This is a genomic window from Kribbella lupini, from assembly GCF_039529595.1.
Classification (GTDB): Bacteria; Actinomycetota; Actinomycetes; order Propionibacteriales; family Kribbellaceae; genus Kribbella; species Kribbella lupini.
Genome location: NZ_BAAANC010000003.1, coordinates 1,016,335 through 1,034,575 on the forward strand (window position 1 = coordinate 1,016,335; position 18,241 = coordinate 1,034,575).

Here is an 18,241-nt window from a genome sequence, read left to right on the forward strand (position 1 = left end):
AAGTGCCTGTCGCGGCAAGTACCCTGCCGCCCACACGGCCGCCCAGGTCTTGTTTGAAACACTTCGCGGAACAAGGGTTCTCGGGCGTCGTGGACACAAGGAGTTCTCGATGTCTTTGACGGACGACTACCTCCGAGCGGCCGCCGATCGTGGCCCCAAGGCCAGCGCCGTTCTCGCCGCTGCCGCTCCCGAGCTCGACGCCACCACCTACCTCGGCCGGTGCCTGAGCCGGCCCACCTTCCTCGAAGCAGCGCCGTACCGGCAACTGGTCGCGGACCTCGACCTGCTGCACTCGGCGCTGACCAGGCTGCCCGAGCGGGTCTTCGGCGGCGATCTCGCCGAGTTCGCGCGCACGGTCGGGATGGCCGAGACCCAGGTCCAGGCGATCTGCCGCGGCCGCGGTCCGGCGCCGAGCCGGATGGGCCGCGCGGACCTGTACCGCGACGCCGACGGCTTCCACCTGCTGGAGATCAACCTCGGCAGCACCGTCGGCGGCGTCGACAACCCGGTGCTGAACGCGGCGATGCTGGAGCACCCGTTCATCGCCGAGTTCGTCGCCGCCAACGACCTGACGTACGCCGAGACGATGACCGAGGTGGTCCGGACGATCATCACCGAGGCGAAGGTGCCGACCGGCGTCCGCCCGGTGATGGCGATCGCCGACTTCCCCGACAGCTACCCCGACCTGGAACGTCAGCTGCACAAGAGCGCGCAGATGCTCGAACCGCTCGGCATCGACGCGATCCCCTGCCCGGTCGACGCTCTGGAGTACCGCGACGACCGGATCTGGCTGGGCGACCGCGCGATCGACGTGGTGTTCCGGCTGTTCATGATCGAGGACGTGCTCAAGCCGGGCGCGGTCGAGCTGCTCGAGCCCGTCCTGCAGGCCGCCGAGCGCGGGCACGTCTCGATCTTCACGCCGCTCGACGCCGAGCTGTACGGCAGCAAGGGCGCGCTCGCGCTGCTGTCCGACGAGGCGTACCGCGACCGCTACCCGGCCGACGAGCTCGCCGTGCTGGACCGCATCCTGCCGTGGACCCGGATGGTCCGCAGTGGTCCGGTCACCGTCGACGGAGCGTCCGTCGATCTCGAGGAGTACGCGCTCGCGAACCGCGAGGAGCTCGTGCTCAAGCCGACCGCCCTGCACGGCGGCGACGGCGTACTGCTCGGCTGGCTGACCGACGACGAGACCTGGACGGCCAAGGTCCGCGAGGCGATGGACAACCCGTGGGTGCTGCAGCGCAGGATCCGGCCGGTACCGGAGGTGTTCCCGACCGACGACGGCAGCGAGGAGTGGCTGCTGACCTGGGGAGCGTTCCTGGTCGCCGACGGCCTCGGCGGGTTCCTGATCCGTGGCTCCCAGGAGCTGGACGGTGGCGTTGTCAACATGGCCACCGGCGCGACCGCGACCTGCTGCTTCCACCAGCGCTGAGGTCAAAACAAACGACCGTTTCACAATTCGGCCCCGGAAACCCTTGTTTTCAAGGGTTTTCCGTCTCGCCGTGGACGCGAGCACGGGAGTAACGTCGCGGACTGCGACCGGCCCGGTGGCGACAGTCACCGGGCCGGCCCAGCCCACCGGTCGCCCCTGGATGGAGTCGCATGAGCACCTCGACGAGAACCGGCGTCACCGTTGTCATCGTCCCGCCGGCCACTGCGAACGGCCCGCTGCACGTCGGGCACCTGTCCGGTCCGTACCTGGCCGCCGACATCGCCGCCCGCGCCGCCCGCGCCCGTGGTGAACGCGTCGTCACGACGGCCGGTTTCGACGTGCACCAGAACTGGGTGCTGACCCGCGCCGAGAACGAGGGCGTCGACGTCGAGAAGCTCGCGGCGGCGTACCGCAACGAGATCATCGCCGCGCTGGACGCGGCCCGGATCCAGTACGACGTGTTCCTGAACCCGCAGACCCCGTCGTACCAGCACGGCGTCACGACGCTCGCCGCCGACCTGACCGCGGCGGGGCGGTTTCCCCTGCGGGAGTTGACGTTGCTGGCCTGCGCGGACTGCGAGCGCACGCTGCACCAGTCGTACGTCGTCGGCGAGTGCGCGTGGTGCGGCGCGGAGGCCGCCGGCGGTGGGTGCGAGGGCTGCGGCGGCTACACGTCGGCCGAGAACCTGATCGACCCCAAGTGCAACCGGTGCGGTGGCGAACCCCGCCCGTTCACCGCCACCGTGCCGGTACTGCCGATGGAGAACTACCGCGACGAGCTGGTCGAGATCTGGCTGCGCGCCGAGCTGCCCGACCGCGCGCGCCGGATCGTGTCGCACTACCTCGAGCACCCGCTGCCCGACGTACCGATCGCCTACCCGACCAACTGGGGGCTGCGCGGCACCGGGCCGCACGAGGGCCTGCGGCTGGAGGTGTACGCCGAGGTCGGGCTCAGCACCGTGTACGGCGTCGCGCAGTCGCTGCAGCCGGGCGCGCTCGGGCTGGAGGCGACGGCGGAGGCCTGGTCCGAGGTCGCGTCGCTGTGGCACTTCAACGGGATCGACAACGGGTTCTACTTCGCGCTGTTCTGGCCGGCCGTCTACCTGGCCGCCGGAGTGCCCGCGGACGCGATCGGCGGGGCGCAGGTCAACGAGTTCTACACCCTCGACGGGGAGAAGTTCTCGACCAGCCGCAACCACGCGATCTGGGCGAACGACTTCCTCACCGACGAGGACGTGGACATCGTCCGGCTCTACCTGGCGTGGGACCGGCCGGACCGGTTCGCGAGCGACTTCACGCTGTCGGCGTACCGGGAGTTCGAGGCGTACGTGCGGCCGCTGCTGGACAAGGCGCGCGAGTCGGGGCCGGACCGCTCGGACGCGACGCTGCCGGCGGCGTTGGCGGCCGCGGACGTGACGCGGGGAGTCGCCGCGCTGGAGCCGCGCCGGTTCGACCCGGCGCTCGCCGTACGGGCTGTGCTGACCGGTCTGGCCGCGAGCGCGCCCGGTGCCGAGATGCTGCTCTCGATCCTGACCGGCCGATGAGCGTCGACTACGACGGGCGCGTGTTCCGCCCGCTGAACAACCCGCCGGGCTCGCCGACCGGTCTCTACCGCCAGCATGGCAACCTGATCTGGGCCGAGTTCGGCGGCGGCCGGCTGCACTTCGGCCGGCTGGTCGGGACCTGCGACGAGACCGGGACCATCACCGCGACGTACTGCCAACTGGCCACCGACGGCTCGGTGACCGCGGGCAGCCTGACCAGCGTGCCCGGCCGGACCGCCGAGGGGGTACTCACGCTCACCGAGCACTGGCACCGCCTCGACGGCTCGAAGGGGATCTCGGTGATCGAGGAGGTCGACGCCTCGCTGGCGCCGCCCTCCCCGATCGAGCTTGCTCAGCCGAGGTAGTCGCGCCAGGGGCCGGTGATCGCCAGCGTCAGGCCCGGCGTCTGGATGTTGACGAACAGCACCTTGCCGTCGGCGGAGAACGTCGGGCCGGTGAACTCCGAGTCGTTCAGCATGTTGCGCGCGATCGCGTACGTCGGACCGCCCGGCGTCGAGCTCAGCACATGGCTGCTGGCGTTGCCGTCCTCGGCGAGCACCAGCGAGCCCCACGGGGTGACGGTCACGTTGTCCGGGCTGTCGAAGTTGTAGTCGACGTACCGCGCTCCAGCGCCGAGGTCGGCGGCGTCGTTGCTCGGGAAGTACGTGACGAGCTGGATGGTCTTGGCGGCGTAGTTGTAGAACCAGACCATGCCGTCGTGCGGGACCGCGTCGCCCGGCAGGTCCGTCGTACCGGCCTCGGCGTAGGAGTTGACGACGTACACGCCGTCGCGGGTGCCGTAGACGCCCTCGAACTTCTTGCCGCGGGTGACCTGGCCGTCGGTGAACTGCTTGCGGACCGACACCGACACCGCGTCACGGTCGGGCACCTCGACCCACGCGACCCGGAAGGGGCGCAGCAGCTGGGCGGAGGTCAGGTAGGCGACGTCCGGGATCGGCTTGCCGTCGTCCCCGAGGATCGCCATCGCCTCGAGCGTGCCGAAGTCGACGTCGGCCAGGTCCTTCCAGCTCTTCGAGCTGAGCCGGTAGTTGCGCGGGGCGCTCCACCGGTAGAACAGCCCGTTCGGGCCGGACGCGTCCTCGGACAGGTAGATGTGCTCGCGGTCGTGGTCGATCGCCAGCGCCTCGTGCGCGTACCGGCCGAGCGCCTTCAGCGGGACCGGGTTCGCGGTCTTGCCGTCGCCCCAGACCTCGAAGACGTACCCGTGGTCCTTGAGCCGGGTCGTCCCGTTCGCCTTGTTCTCGGTCTCCTCACACGTCATCCACGTGCCCCACGGGGTCGGGCCGCCGGCGCAGTTGGTCAGGGTGCCGGAGATGCCGACCCACTCACCACGGTTCTTGCCGTTGCGGTCGACCGAGATGACCGTGCACCCACCGGCCGCGCCGACACCCTCGTCGTACACGGTGCCTTTGACCTGCGGTACGCCGAGCGCGTTGCCGCTGCCGACCTCGTGGTTCTGGATCAGCAGGTAGTCGCGCCCGTCCGAGAACGCGGCCATCCCGTCGTGCAGCCCCGGCGTCGGCTGCCCCGACTTCAGCTTGGTCTCTCCCGCCCGCGTCACCACGGTGTACTTGAACCCCGGCGGCAGCGCCAGCACACCCTTGGGGTCGTCCATCAACGGCGGAAACGGCTTGTTCTGCCGGAACACCCCGCCCTTCTCCACCGGCGAGGCCTGAGCCAGCGACGGCACGGCCCCCACCGCGGCAAACCCCACTCCACCCACAGCAGCCCCACGCAAAACAGCCCGACGATCCAACGACATGGCGACCCTCTCCAGCGCATGACGGCGCCCCCGAACGCCCTGAGCGCCAGATCCTTCCCCGCCAGATCAGCCACCCGGCAAACAGCACCTGAACAACAGTCGCGCTGCTGGTCTGCCTCTTTTACCTGTTGACCGGGGCGGGGAGGATGCGGGCGCCGGGGACCGGGCCTTCGGCTTGGCGGACCATGCGGCAGAGACCGGATTCGGCCAGTTCTACGGCGAGGTCGACGGCTCGGCGGCTGTCGGCGGCCAGGAACAGGCAGGTGGGGCCGGAGCCGGAGATCATGGCGGCGAGGGCGCCTTGGTCGAGGCCGAACTGGAGGGTGGCGGCCAGCTCAGGGCGCAGGGAGAGGGCAGCGGCCTGGAGGTCGTTGCTGACGGCAACCGCCAGGGCGGCGGGACGGCCGGAGAGAAGGGCGGAGAGCAGCTCCGGGCGGACCTCGGGGGCGTCGACGCGGCGGAGGGGGCGGAGGCGGTCCAGTTCGGCGTACACCTCTGGGGTCGACAGGCCGCCGTCGGCGATGGCGAAGACCCAGTGGAAGGTGCCGCGGGACATCACCTCGGTGACCTGTTCGCCGCGGCCCTGGCCGAGGGCGGTGTGGCCGACCAGGCAGAAGGGGACGTCGCTGCCAAGCTCCGCGGCGAGGTGCTGGAGCTCCGACTGGGCGAGCTGGAGGCCCCAGAGACGGTTGCAGGCGACGAGGGTCGCGGCGGCGTCCGTGGAGCCGCCGGCCATTCCGCCCGCCACCGGGATCGTCTTGCGGATGCTCAGGTCGACTCCGACCTCGACGTCGTACTCCGCCTGCAGCAGCCGCGCGGCCCGGACGGCGAGGTTCGAGTCGTCGGTCGGTACGTCGACGGCGAAGTCGCCGACCACCTCGACCGTGATGTCGGCGTCGTCGCGCAGGGTCGCGGTCACGTCGTCGTACAGCGCGACGGCCTGGTAGACCGTCGCCAGCGGGTGGAACCCGTCCGGGCGCGGCGGACCGACCGAGAGACCGAGATTGATCTTCGCCGGCGACCGCACCGTGACCTGGGCTGATGGTGGCACGGCCACACCCTAGGACATGTGTCGGCTGCTCGCAGTCGCAAACAACAGGGGACGGCTAGGAGAGTCGCTGCTTCGCGTCGGCCAGGGCGGCGAACTCCGCGATGCCCAGCATCTCCCCGCGCAGGCCCGAGTCGACGCCCGCCGCGGCGAACACCTCGTCCAGCAGTTCACGCTCCGGCGTCCAGCGCGCCAGCGCCGAGCGGATGGTCTTGCGGCGCTGCGAGAAGGCCGCCTCGATCACCGCGAAGACCTCCTCGCGGGAGGCGGTCGTTGCCGGCGGCTCCCGCCGGGTGAAGGCCACCAGCCCGGAGTCGACGTTCGGGGCCGGCCAGAAGACGTTGCGCCCGATCGGACCGGCGCGGCGTACGTCGGCGTACCAGGCGGCCTTCGCGGACGGTACGCCGTACGTGCGCGACCCAGGCGGCGCGGCCAGGCGGTCGGCGACCTCGGACTGGACCATCACCAGCCCGTGCCGCAGCGACGGCGCGATCGCGAGCAGGTGCAGCAGGACCGGTACGGCGACGTTGTACGGCAGGTTCGCCACACAGGCGGTCGGCGTTCCCAGAACATCGGCGGACACCTGCATGGCATCCGCCTCGACCACCGAGAAGGACGCGGCCTGCCCCGGCGCGTACGTCGCGATCGTGGACGGCAGCGCGGCGGCGAGCACCGGGTCGATCTCGACCGCGATCACCCCGTGCCCGGCGGCCAGCAGCGCCAGCGTCAGCGACCCCAGGCCGGGCCCGACCTCGAGCACGGTCTCGCCGCCCTCGTCGAGCTCGGCAGCGCGCACGATCCGGCGCACGGTGTTCGGATCGATGACGAAGTTCTGGCCACGCTGCTTGGTCGGGCGGATCCCGAGCGACGCGGCCAGCGAACGCACGTCCGCCGGACCGAGAAGCCTCGGTCCGGCGGAAGTGGACGAATCAGCGCTGGTCACACCGGTCAGTGTGTCAGGCCCTTGCTCGGGAACGTCACGCGCGCTTGCCGCAGACCGGCCAGTCGCCGTAGCTGCCGCGCGCCGCGCGGACCTTCTCGGCGATCGCGATCTGCTGCGCCTTGCTGGCCTGGTGCGCGTTGGTGGCGTACTTGTCGCCGCCGAACGCCACCCAGGTGCCGTGGCTGAACTGCAGGCCGCCGTAGTACCCGTTGCCGGTGTTGGCCTGCCAGTTGCCGCCGGACTCGCACTCCGCGATCCGGTCCCAGGCGCCGGCGTTACCGCTGGCCGGCGGCTCGTCCTCCGACGTCTCTTCCTCGACCTTGGGCTTGGTGCCGACCGTGACCAGCTCGTCGACCGCCTCGGAGACGGTCTTGCTGGCCAGCTTCTTGGTGGTGACCAGCTTGCCGTCGACGTAGGTGAGCAGGTAGTCGACCGTCATGCTGCCGGCCTTGCCGGGCTTGGTCGTCTTCTTCTCGCCCTCGGTCAGCGTGGCCGACTTGGTCTCGACCTTGTCGAAGGCGATCGACTCGGTCTTGGTGACCTTCTTGACGTCGACCTTGACCACGGTGATCCGGTTGACGCCCGGCTTCAGCGCGGTCGCGACCGCCGGGGTGATCCGGTCGTCCTTGTCGTAGCCGACCTTGGCGCCGGTCAGCGCCTCGCCGACGGTCATCGCCATCGACTTCACCGACACGACCTTGCCCTGCCGGACGAACTGCACGGTCTTGGGGGTCCGGACCTCCAGCGACAGCCCTTCGCGCCCGATCGGGGCGCTGCGGCTGGTGGACAGGAACGCGCCGTCGTAGCGCAGCCCCAGGTCGGTCAGCGCCTCGTTCACGCTGTCGGCCGTGGTCCAGAAGTTCTTCTTGGTGCCGTCTTGGTTGACGGTCAGCTGGCGGCCGTACTGCACCGCGATCTCCTGACCGTCCTGCAGCTTGGCGTCCAGCGCCGGCGCGACCAGGTCGCGGTCTCCGACCTGGATGTCCTTGGCCTTCAGGGCGTCGGCCACGGTCGATCCGAAGGTGTGCACCTTCTGGACCTGGCCGTCGATCGACAGACTCACCGTCTTGCTCTTGCTCGCATAGGCCACGCTGCCGCCCACGACGGCGATCGCAGCCGTCGCACCGACGACCGCAATGATGGACTTACGCACTCATGCTCCCAGGTAGGGCTACCCGGGCACGGGGTCCGACAGCACAGGCGAGGTCCGCCGTACGCCGGGCCGCAGGGCCCGGAGATCAGGGGTCTCCGCCGAGGGGCGTGCTGTCCGGAACCTTCCCCGATCCCGGCCAACATCACGAGACAGTAACGAAGAAGTCCCGAGAGCGCCAATCCTCTAACCCGGCGTGGCGGAAATGGTGTAACGGGCCGACTACCCGGCGTGTCGGCCCCACTGCCCGCGATGCACCACTTCGGCCGTACTCCGGCGCCCTCGGCGCAGCGACGGCGACCTCCGGTCGGGGGCCGGGTAACCGATCGAGATCACCCCGACGAACTCCAGCTCCGCCGGTACGCCGAACTCCGCCTTCACCGCCGGCAGCAGAGCGCTCGGTACGCCGAAAAAGCAGGCTCCCAGGCCTTCGTCGACCACGGTCTGCAGCATCAGCAACGACGCCATCCCGGTGTCCACGAACCAGTACGGCGCCGCCCACCGCGACTCGTCCCGATCGGTCCGGCCCTTGTCGGCCTCGGCGTACCGATCGAGGTACGCGGCCTTGTCCGCGAAGGCCAGGATCAGCAGCGGCGCCCGGCGCAGCCCTGTGACCCATCCCACATACTTCTCGTCGACATCAGCGGCCGTGATCGCCCAGTACCGGTCCCGGTCAGCGCCTTCCAACGTCAGGAACGCCCACCCCTGGCTGAACCCGGCCGACGGCCCGCGCAGCCCGTTCGCCAGGATCTTCTCCCGGATGTCAGAAGGGACCGGGCGCGAGGGGTCGTAGTCGCGCACCATCCGGCGCCGCCGGACGACCTCGGAGAACTCCACTACCAGCGGCCGCCGAACGCGCGGAAGGCGTTGTCGGTCAGCGCGCCGCACAGCTCGGCCACCGAGATGTTCAGCACGCCGGCCATCTTCCGGACCGTGTGCGGGATCAGGTACGACGCGTTCGGCTGTCCGCGGTACGGCGAAGGCGTCAGGTACGGCGCGTCGGTCTCGACCAGCACGCGGTCCAGCGGCGTGACCGCGAGCGCGTCCCGCAGCGACTGCGCGTTCTTGAACGTCACCACGCCGGCGAAGCTCAGGAACGCCCCGCGCTCGACGCACTTGCGCGCGAACTCGGTGTCGCCGGAGAAGCAGTGCATCACCACCCGGTCCGGAACGCCTTCGGCGTCGAGGATCGCGAGGATGTCGTCGTGCGCGTCCCGGTCGTGGATCATCAGCGTCTTGTCGAGCCGCTTGGCCAGCGCGATGTGCGCCGCGAACGACTCGTGCTGCGCCGCGCGCCCGTCCTCACCGGTCCGGAAGTAGTCGAGCCCGGTCTCGCCGATCACGCGCACCTTGGCCGAGCTCGACGCCAGCCGCTCGATCTCCGCCAGCGCGCTGTCCAGCTCCCCGGCCTGCTTCAGCTTCGGCGCCTCGTTCGGGTGCAGGGCGACGCCGGCGATCAGGTTCGGGTGCTTGTCCGCCGCCTCGACCGCCCACTGGGCGCCCGGCAGATCGCAACCCACCTGGACGATCCGCGTCACGCCGACCGACGCGGCCAGCTTGATCGCCTCGGCCGCGCTCAGCCAGTTCCCGTCCTCGCCGTCGGCGATGTCCAGGTGGCAGTGCGCGTCCACCACAGCCATCGGCAACTGATCGGGCAACGCCGGCCGGCTCCGGTCCCGCGACCGCCCGTCCTCCCCGATCGCCGCACGCTCCCTGGTCGGCCGCTCGACCTCCACACCGTCAGACATGCCGCCCAGCCTACTTACCGCAGCCGGTAGATCCGTACGTCGGAGTTCGCGTATGCCGGTACGGCGAGCCGCTCGAGCGCCGGCGAGACGGGTCCGGCCCGCAGGTCGGCGACGATCCAGTCGACGCCTTTCTCGTTGTGCAGCTGGGAAAGCAGCTCCGCAGTAGGCCGCCGTACGGCGTCCAGGCTCTCCTGAAGCCGGTCAGGCCAGGGCGGCGGCAGCGACAGGTAGCTCCTGGTGTGGTGGGTCGCAGCCAGGTTCTCCGGCGCATAAGCCCACCCACCGAGGTACTGCTGGACCCCACTCAGCCCGGACACCCAGTACGCGTCGTTCGGGCAGCCAGGGCGATAGCGCGTCGGCATGCAGAAGACGTTGCTCACGGCCACGTCATCCGGTCCGGCGTGCTCGTGCAGCCAGAGCATCGCCTCCTGCTCGGCCCGGGTCAGGTAGATCCGGGTGCCCTGCCCAGTGCCGAACGGCCGGTCGACCACAGCGCCGTACGACGCCACTGCCAGGTACGTCGACTGCGCGGGCAGACTGGACGCAGCGATGAAGCAGGTCGCGTAGACGACCAGTGCGCGAGGCCAGTGCCGCGGTGCGACGACGCGCCGGATCACCAGCATGCTGACACCGGCTGCAACGACCAGCACCCCAGCTGGGCCGAGCAGATCGAGCGCCGCCTCCTTCTGGTTGCTCACCACCACAGCAGGCCACACCTGCTTGAGCACCACCGCGGTACCGATGCCCCCAGCCAGGCTGATGGCCAGGGGCATCCAGACCTTGCGGTGCCGCACCTCCTCACCCAGCACGCGGGCGACGAAGGCGACCACCACGACCGGTCCGAGGTGAATGACGGTCCGCAGGAAGTGGTACTCCGAATAGCCCGTGTGCGAGAACACCAGCGTGATCGCGGCACCGGTGACCACGCAGGCGGCCGCCCACCAGTACGCGGGGTCGCGCCGCGTCGGGTGCAGCATGACCCCGACGACCGCGAGCAGCCGCGGCAGGCTCAGCACGCAGTACCAGGCGACCAGTACCGCAGCGAAGGGCCAGAGCCCGCCGTCCGCGATCCCCGGCACCACCACCCCGCCGTACGTCGGGAAGGACCGGTCGCCGGTCACCACTCCGTAGTACGGGAGCACCCTCAGCGCGGCGAGGAACTGGATCCGGCTGCCGCCGGTGCTGCCGGTCAGCGTGGAGGCTCCGGCCAGGAAGAGGCCCGCGCACAGCAGGCCCAGAACGACCACCCGCAAGGGGAAACGGCGATCCACCAGCCAGCAGGCGACTCCGGCGACCGCGCAGCCGACCGCCATGATCGGTAGCAGCGTCGGCTTCGTTCCGCAGGCCAGGGCGAGCAGCATCACCAGTGCGATCCAGGTGCCCTTTCCTGCCTGCCTGCGAAGGATCAGCACCGTCGGACCGACCAGCCCGAGCATGACGACGGCCGCGAGCGTCCCGGTCGGCCCTTGGATGCTCAGGGCACCGGCCATGTCGACACCGGGCTCGTCGGTCAGTCGCAGGCCCCCGGCAAAGACACCTGACACCAGTCCGGCGACCGGTCCGGCCCACCTGGTGCCGCTGAGCAGCTCCCCCGCGGCCCAGCCGGCCAGGACGAAGGTCAGCGCCATGGTCATCGGCCACTGGTGCAGCAGGACCTCCGGCGCGCCAACGCCGGACACCTGCCCGTGCGCGGCCATCAGCGCGTTGGTGAACCAGTGGTAGATCAGCGGTTCACCAGCAGCCGACAGATCAGGCGGTACGACGTGCCGCTCGAGCGCGTGAACCAGCCCGAGCTGGAACCACAGGTCCTGGTGCCTGCCGAACGGAGCCGGCGGCAGCGGCGTCAGCCGGAGCAACTCGACGAACACCCGGACGGCGGCCAGTACGAGGCCCAGCACCATCACCGGCAACCAGGTGATCGGCTCCGGCGACCTCCGGCGGAGCAGCGGGAGCAGCGCGATCACCAGGCCGACCGTGGCCATCCACTGCTGGCGTGGGTAGCCGAGTCCGGTGAAGACCGCCCAGACTCCCAGCGCCCAGGCCAGGCCGAGTACTGACCCGAAGCCGAGGTCCTGCGCCCACGAGCGGCCGCCGGTGAGGGTCCGCCAGAGCAGCGTGCCGGGGAGCAGCACCAGCACGCACCACGCCGCCAGGTACCGCGCGGTCGCGTCCGCTGGATGACCGAGGTCGTCCAGCAGCACGATCACGACCAGCGGCACAACGGACCACCCGGCGAGCTGCGCCAGGCGTCTCGCGAATCCGGAGGCCGTCATACCTGATAGATGCTCGAGCAGCGGAAATGCTTGCTCCTGTTGCCAAGCCGTGATGTCAGGTTGCAGCTTTTGCCATCACCGCAGGCGGTAGATCCGGATGTCCGGGTTCGCGTACACCCGCTCGGCCAGGCGGTCGAGAGCCGGTGAGACCGGGCCGGCGCGGAGGTCGGCGATGATCCAGTCGACGCCGATCTCCCGGTGCAGCTTGGTCAGCAGGGCCGGCGTCGGCCGGCGTACGGCGTCCAGGCTCTGCTGGAGACGGTCCGGCCACGGCGACGGCTGCGTCAGGAAGCTGGTCTTGTTCTGCGTCGCCTCGAGGTTCTTCGGGGCATAGGCCCAGGCACCGAGGTACTGCTGGACGCCGCTCAGCCCGGAGGTCCAGAACGCGTCGTCCGGGCAGCCCGGGCGGAAGCGCGACGGCATGCAGAAGACGTTGCTGACCGCGACCTCGCCGGGTCCGGCGTGCTGGTCGAGCCAGATCATCGCCTGCTGCTCGTTCTCGGTCAGGTAGGTGCGGTCCTTCTCGTCGGCGACGACCGGGCGGCCGGAGACCGAGCGGTACAGGTTACTGGACAGCTCGATCACCTGGTTCGGCAGACCGGCGGCCAGGACCAGTGCGATCACCTGCAGGATCACCAGCGACTTGGAGCGCCGTCTGGTCAGGAAGACCACGACCAGGCCGACCACCGCGAGCACCTGGAACGGCACGACCAGCGCGACGATCGCCCGGCCGACGGTCGTCGGCACGTCGGGGACGTGGAACCACAGCAGCCGGATCAGCAGAGCCGTGGCGAAGCCCGCGACCGCGGCGACCAGGACCGGCCGCCACCGGGTCGTCCCGTCGACCAGAGTCGAGGCAAAGGCGACCGTGCCGACCACTCCGATCGCTGTGACGGTCCGGAGGAAGTGGTACTCCGAGTAGCCCGTGTGGGAGAACACCAGCGTGATGCCGGTCCCCGCGACGACACAGCCCGACAGCCACCAGTACGCCGGGTCGCGGCGCGACGGGCTGGTCGTCGTACTGAGCAGGGAGAGCAGGCGGGCCGAGTTGATCAGCAGGTAGTAGGCCAGCAGGCTTGCGGCGAACAGCAGCAGCCGCGGCTCACCGGTGGCGATCGACGGCAGCACCCAGCCCCCGGTCGCCGGGTAGGAGTGGTCACCGGAGACCGACGCGTAGTAGGGCTGCACACGGAGGGCCGCCAGGATCTGAATCCGGCTGCCGCCCGTGCTGCCGGTCAGAGCGACTGTGGCGGCCAGGAAGAACGCACCGGCCATGGCACCGAGCGCGACGATCCGCCAGGGCAGCTTGCGCTCGGTGATCCAGGCGAAGAGACCGACCACGGCCGAGCCGGCCAGCATGATCGGGAGCACGGTCGGCTTGGTACCGGTCGCCAGCGCGATCATCAGGGCCATGGCCAGCCAGGTGCCGCGCGTGGCCTGCTTGCGCAGGATCAGCACCGTCGGGCCGACCAGTCCGAGCATCACGAGGACGGCCAGCGCACCGGTCGGACCCTGCACGACCTGAGCAGGAGACACCTCCACCATGGGCTTGGCGGCGAGCTGGAGCGTGCCGGGCAGCGCACCGGTCAGCAGGCCGGCCACAGCTCCGACCCAGGTCTTGCCGGTCAGCGCCTCCCCCGCGGCCCAGCCTGCGAGGACCAGACTGATCACGAAGGTGATCTGCCACTGGTGCATCAGCACGTGGGACGGCTCGACGTTCGCCATCACCGACTGACCGGCCATCGAGGCGTTCGCGAACCAGTGGTAGATCAGCGGCTCGCCCAGCACCGAGGGGTCCGGCGGGGTGATGTCGTGCTTGAGCATCTGGATCAGGCCGAGCTGGTACCAGTAGTCCTGGTGCCGGTCGAACGCGATCGGGGGCAGCGGCCAGACCCGGAGCAGACCGACGACGGTCCGCACGACGGCGAGCAGCAACAGCACGGCCATGGCCGGCTGCCACCACCCCGGCCCCGGCTGCCAGGTCACCCGCCGCCGCAGCCCTGGTACGGCGAAGAAGACGACGTAGAACCCGAGCGCCGGCAGCCACTGCAGACCGGGCACGCCCAGACCCGTACAAGCCACCCAGACGAGCAGCTGCCAGCAGATGCCGATCACGGCCCCGAAACCGAGGTCCTGCGGCAGGGACCGCCCGCCGGCCAGCACACGCCAGATCAGTACGCCGGGCACGAGGACCGTCAGCAGCCAGGTGATCAGGTACCTGATGGTCTCCGTGACCGGGTCTCCGACCCCTTCCATCGTCAGCACCGTCACCACGGGCAGGGCGATCCACAGGGCGGGCCGAAGCACACGCGCGGACATCAGAGGTTTCTGCTACTCCCACCAGACAACAAGTCGTCGCAGCTTAACGAACCCCTGAACGGGCCCCGACACGGCAGTCCTCAGCCTGACTCGGCAACCTTTTTCACGCCCTGGACGAGCATCTCCCACATGCCGCGCGAGTGCTCGGCCTCTTCCTCGGAAGCGTTGTTGTCCTGGCTCAGCGACAGCTCGGTCGGGCCGTCGCCGGAGAGCTCGTACGTGAGCGTGTGGTAGTTCTCCGGGACGTCCGGCTGCCCGCCCAGCGGGCTGTAGTGCGTCACCTTCAGCCGCCGACCGGGCTCGACCTCCAGCACCTCGCCCCTGTCCTGGTACGCCTTGCCCTCGTACTCGCCGGTCCAGGTGATCGCGCTCCCGGGCTTCCAGTCGGTCTCGACCTCGGCCCCGAACATGAACTCCTTGGTCGCGACCGGGTCCAGCAGCACCTCCCAGACCCGCTCGGGCGACGCCTCGATCTCGACTCGCGCAGTGGCCACGTGTCCGGCCATAGGTCTCAACTCCTTTCCCCCCGACAGTAAGCCCGTACCCATCGGGGGTCTTGGAGAAAAGCGTCACGCCAGCCGGGCGAGCTCCTCGTCCACCACCGACAGCGCCAGCTTCGCGAACACCGGGCGCGGCGCGGCCACCGTCGTGCCCGGTACGACGGGCTGCGGCGCCCACGGCGCCGTACCGGAGTAGTCGCCGGTGATCACCGGGTACGCCGGGCCGCCGTCGAGGTCGGCGACCTCGCGGATCTCCGGGCGATCGGTGATCGAACCGGTTCCGCCGAGCGTCTCGTGCACCTGCTGAGCCGCGTGCGGCAGGAACGGCGCCAGCAGCCGGTTGGTGTCGCTGACCACCTGCGCGGAGACGTGCAGGATCGTGCCCTTGCGTTCCGGGTCGGACTCCTTCCAGGGCGCCTGCTGGGACAGGTACTGGTTCGCGTCCGCGGCGACTCGCATCGCGGCCCCGATGCCCTGCCGGAGCCGCTGGTGCTCGAGGTGCTCACCGACCACGCCGTACGCCGTCCGGCTGCGCGCGAGCAGGTCGTGGTCGGCGGTGGTCAGCTCGCCGGCCGCCGGGATCGCGCCGAAGTTCTTGGCGATCATCGAGGCCGTCCGGTTGACCAGGTTGCCCCAGGTGCCGACCAGCTCGTCGTTGTTGCGACGGACGAACTCGGCCCAGGTGAAGTCGGTGTCCTGCGTCTCCGGCCCCGCCGCCGCGATGAAGTAGCGCAGCGCGTCGGCGCCGTACCGCTCGAGCACGTCGCGGACGTAGATCACGACCGACCGGGACGAGGAGAACTTGCGGCCCTCCATGGTGAGGAACTCGCTGCTCACCACCTCGGTCGGCAGGTTCAGTACGCCGTACTGGCCGGGGGTGCGGTTGTACGCGAGCAGCTCGGCCGGCCAGATCTGGGCGTGGAAGGTGATGTTGTCCTTGCCCATGAAGTAGTACGAGCGCGCATCCGGGTCGCACCACCAGGCGCGCCACGCGTCGTCGTCGCCGGAGCGGCGCGCCCACTCGATGCTCGCCGAGAGGTAGCCGATCACCGCGTCGAACCACACGTACAGGCGCTTGCCCGGGTTGTCCTCCCAGCCCGGCAGCGGGACGGGGATGCCCCAGTCGATGTCGCGTGTCATCGCGCGGGGGCGGACGTCGTCGAGCAGGTTGAGGGCGAACTTCAGCACGTTCGGGCGCCACTCGGTCCGGGTCTGCAGCCAGGAGCCGAGCTGGTCGGCCAGCGCGGGCAGGTCGAGGAAGAAGTGCTCGGTCTCGACGAACTGCGGAGTCTCGCCGTTGATCCGGCTGTGCGGATTACGCAGGTCCGTGGCGTCGAGCTGGTTGCCGCAGTTGTCGCACTGGTCGCCGCGGGCGCCGTCGTACCCGCAGATCGGGCAGGTGCCCTCGATGTAGCGGTCCGGCAGCGTGCGGCCGGTCGACGGCGAGATCGCGCCCATCGTCGTGCGCGGTACCAGAAAGCCGTTGCGGTGAACGGTTCTGAACAGTTCCTGGGCGACGGCGTAGTGGTTGCGGGTGGTGGTCCGGGTGAACAGGTCGTACGACAGCCCGAGGCCCTGCAGGTCCTCGACGATCACCCGGTTGTACCGGTCGGCGAGCTCCCGCGGACTGACCCCTTCACGCTCGGCCTGCACCAGGATCGGCGTCCCGTGCTCGTCGGTCCCCGACACCATCAGCACGTCGTGACCCATCATCCGCTGGAACCGGCCGAACACGTCCGCAGGAACACCGAACCCGGAAACATGCCCGATGTGCCGAGGCCCGTTCGCATAGGGCCAAGCCACCGCAGCAAGGATGTGCGTCATGGCCCGACTGTAGAACCGCAGCGTGGGCCGGGCGACTGGTTAAGTCACCCGGCCCACGCTGTCACGGAAGAAGAACGAGCTTGCCTCAGGCCTCTTCGGTCAAGCGCGGGAAGAGCGCGTCGCCCTTGGTGAGGGTGGAGCCGGCCGGGAGCTGGCCCCAGGTGCCGGCGTCCTGGACGTGCTGGTCGGCGAGGGGGCCGAGCTTGGCCTCGGCGCCGAGGAGGGTCCACAGCTTGGCGGCGGTCTTCGGCATCGTCGGGTGGTGCAGTACGGCGACCGCCCGCAGGACCTCGGCCGACGTGTAGAGGATCGTGGCCAGGCGCTCGCGCTGGGCCTCGTCCTTCGCGACCTTCCAGGGCTCCTGCTCGGAGACGTAGCCGTTGACCGCGCCGACCAGGTCGTTGATCGCGGCCAGCGCGTCGTGGAAGGCGAGCGTGTCGATCGCCTGGTCCGCCGTCGTGACGGTCTCGGCCAACTTGTCGGCCAGCGCCTGCTCGGCGGGACCGTGGTCGGTCGGCTCGGGCAGGACGCCGTCGAAGTACTTGCCGACCATCGCCGCGATCCGGGACGCCAGGTTGCCCAGGCCGTTGGCCAGCTCCGAGGTGTAGACCGCGTTCAGGTGCTCCCAGGAGAACGAGCCGTCCGAGCCGAACTGGATCGTGCGCAGGAAGTAGTACCGGAAGGCGTCGGAGCCGAAGTGGTCGGTGATCTCCTTCGGGGCGATCGCGGTCAGCTTCGACTTGCTCATCTTCTCGCCGCCGACCAGCAGCCAGCCGTGCGCGAAGACCTGCTTCGGGACCGGGATGCCGGCGGCGATCAGCATCGCCGGCCAGATCACCGCGTGGAAGCGGAGGATGTCCTTGCCGACCAGGTGCACGTCGGCCGGCCAGAGCTCGGCGAAGCGCTCCGGGTCCTTGCCGTAGCCGGCGGCCGTCGCGTAGTTCAGCAGCGCGTCCACCCACACGTACAGGACGTGGTCCTTGTCCCACGGAACCGGAATGCCCCAGTCGAAGGTCGACCGGGTGATCGACAGGTCCTGCAGGCCCTGCTTGACGAACGAGACGACCTCGTTGCGGGCGCTCGCCGGCGCGACGAAGTCGGGCTGCGACTCGTACAGCGCGAGCAGCCGGTCGGCGTACGCCGAGAGCCGGAAGAAGTAGTTGGTCTCCGAGACCGTCTCCAGCTCGGTGCCGTGGATCATGCACCGCTGGGTGCCGTCCTCGTCGGTCCGGATGTCGGCCGGCAGCTTGAACTCCTCGCAGCCGACGCAGTACAGGCCCTCGTACTCACCCTTGTAGACGTCGCCCTGGTCGTACAGCGCCTGCACGAACTCCTGGACCCGCTCGGTGTGCCGCGGCTCGGTGGTCCGGATGAAGTCGTCGTACGCGATGTCGACGTCCACCCAGGCCGGCTTCCAGGCCTCCTCGACCAGCTTGTCGGTCCACTCCTGGGGCGACATGCCCTGGGCCTGGGCGCTGCGCAGCACCTTCTCGCCGTGCTCGTCGGTACCGGTCAGGTACCACTTGCGCTCGCCGCGCTGGGCGTGCCAGCGGGTCAGGACGTCTCCGGCGACCGTCGTGTACGCGCTGCCGATGTGCGGTGCGGCGGTCACGTAATAGATCGGTGTGGTGACGTAGTAGGGCTTCTCCGACATGGCTCAAGCGTAGTGCGCCGGGC

Annotated in this window: 14 protein-coding genes; 3 read left to right on the forward strand and 11 right to left on the reverse strand. The window is 69.9% G+C overall.

Features of this window, described 5'->3' with window-relative positions; translation table 11 throughout:
* The first annotated feature begins 109 nt into the window (after positions 1-109).
* The 3 genes from ABD235_RS31030 (at position 110) to ABD235_RS31040 (ending at position 3,341) form a co-directional block, all read left to right on the forward strand.
* Positions 110-1,432: a hypothetical protein gene (locus ABD235_RS31030; protein WP_344180622.1), complete on the forward strand. Its 1,323-nt coding sequence runs from the start codon at positions 110-112 to the stop codon at positions 1,430-1,432.
* A gap of 170 nt (positions 1,433-1,602) precedes the next feature.
* On the forward strand, positions 1,603-2,976 hold the full coding sequence (locus ABD235_RS31035; RefSeq protein ID WP_344180624.1) for a class I tRNA ligase family protein: 1,374 nt from the start codon (positions 1,603-1,605) through the stop codon (positions 2,974-2,976).
* Positions 2,973-3,341: an avidin-fold protein gene (locus tag ABD235_RS31040; RefSeq protein WP_344180626.1), complete on the forward strand. Its 369-nt coding sequence runs from the start codon at positions 2,973-2,975 to the stop codon at positions 3,339-3,341. The genes ABD235_RS31035 and ABD235_RS31040 overlap by 4 nt, the downstream gene beginning before the upstream one ends.
* On the opposite strand, the gene ABD235_RS31045 is transcribed toward ABD235_RS31040, so the two are convergent.
* The 11 genes from ABD235_RS31045 to metG (ABD235_RS31095) all read right to left on the reverse strand — a co-directional run bounded on the left by ABD235_RS31045 (position 3,329) and on the right by metG (ABD235_RS31095) (position 18,218).
* Positions 3,329-4,687, reverse strand: coding sequence for an alkaline phosphatase PhoX (locus ABD235_RS31045; RefSeq protein WP_344180628.1), 1,359 nt, complete (start codon positions 4,685-4,687; stop codon positions 3,329-3,331). The genes ABD235_RS31040 and ABD235_RS31045 overlap by 13 nt on opposite strands.
* A gap of 193 nt (positions 4,688-4,880) precedes the next feature.
* Positions 4,881-5,816: a 4-(cytidine 5'-diphospho)-2-C-methyl-D-erythritol kinase gene (locus tag ABD235_RS31050; RefSeq protein WP_344180630.1), complete on the reverse strand. Its 936-nt coding sequence runs from the start codon at positions 5,814-5,816 to the stop codon at positions 4,881-4,883.
* A gap of 49 nt (positions 5,817-5,865) precedes the next feature.
* Positions 5,866-6,750: a 16S rRNA (adenine(1518)-N(6)/adenine(1519)-N(6))-dimethyltransferase RsmA gene (rsmA, locus tag ABD235_RS31055; protein ID WP_344180632.1), complete on the reverse strand. Its 885-nt coding sequence runs from the start codon at positions 6,748-6,750 to the stop codon at positions 5,866-5,868.
* Between the two features lie 34 nt (positions 6,751-6,784).
* Positions 6,785-7,903, reverse strand: coding sequence for a resuscitation-promoting factor (locus ABD235_RS31060; RefSeq protein ID WP_344180634.1), 1,119 nt, complete (start codon positions 7,901-7,903; stop codon positions 6,785-6,787).
* A 219-nt stretch (positions 7,904-8,122) separates the two neighbouring features.
* Positions 8,123-8,737, reverse strand: coding sequence for a nitroreductase family protein (locus tag ABD235_RS31065; RefSeq protein WP_344180636.1), 615 nt, complete (start codon positions 8,735-8,737; stop codon positions 8,123-8,125).
* Positions 8,737-9,648 carry a TatD family hydrolase gene (locus ABD235_RS31070; protein WP_344180638.1) on the reverse strand — a complete coding sequence of 304 codons (912 nt, stop codon included), beginning with the start codon at positions 9,646-9,648 and terminating at the stop codon, positions 8,737-8,739. The genes ABD235_RS31065 and ABD235_RS31070 overlap by 1 nt, the downstream gene beginning before the upstream one ends.
* Positions 9,649-9,662: 14 nt before the next feature.
* Positions 9,663-11,921: a hypothetical protein gene (locus ABD235_RS31075; RefSeq protein ID WP_344180640.1), complete on the reverse strand. Its 2,259-nt coding sequence runs from the start codon at positions 11,919-11,921 to the stop codon at positions 9,663-9,665.
* Between the two features lie 75 nt (positions 11,922-11,996).
* Positions 11,997-14,240, reverse strand: coding sequence for a hypothetical protein (locus ABD235_RS31080; RefSeq protein ID WP_344180642.1), 2,244 nt, complete (start codon positions 14,238-14,240; stop codon positions 11,997-11,999).
* Positions 14,241-14,320: 80 nt separating this feature from the next.
* On the reverse strand, positions 14,321-14,746 hold the full coding sequence (locus tag ABD235_RS31085; protein WP_344180644.1) for an SRPBCC domain-containing protein: 426 nt from the start codon (positions 14,744-14,746) through the stop codon (positions 14,321-14,323).
* A gap of 63 nt (positions 14,747-14,809) precedes the next feature.
* Positions 14,810-16,564 (reverse strand): methionine--tRNA ligase, encoded by a 1,755-nt coding sequence (gene metG, locus ABD235_RS31090; protein WP_344180646.1) that lies wholly within the window; start codon positions 16,562-16,564, stop codon positions 14,810-14,812.
* An 85-nt stretch (positions 16,565-16,649) separates the two neighbouring features.
* Positions 16,650-18,218, reverse strand: a complete 1,569-nt coding sequence (gene metG / locus ABD235_RS31095; protein WP_344180648.1) for a methionine--tRNA ligase — start codon at positions 18,216-18,218, stop codon at positions 16,650-16,652.
* Positions 18,219-18,241: the final 23 nt, after the last annotated feature.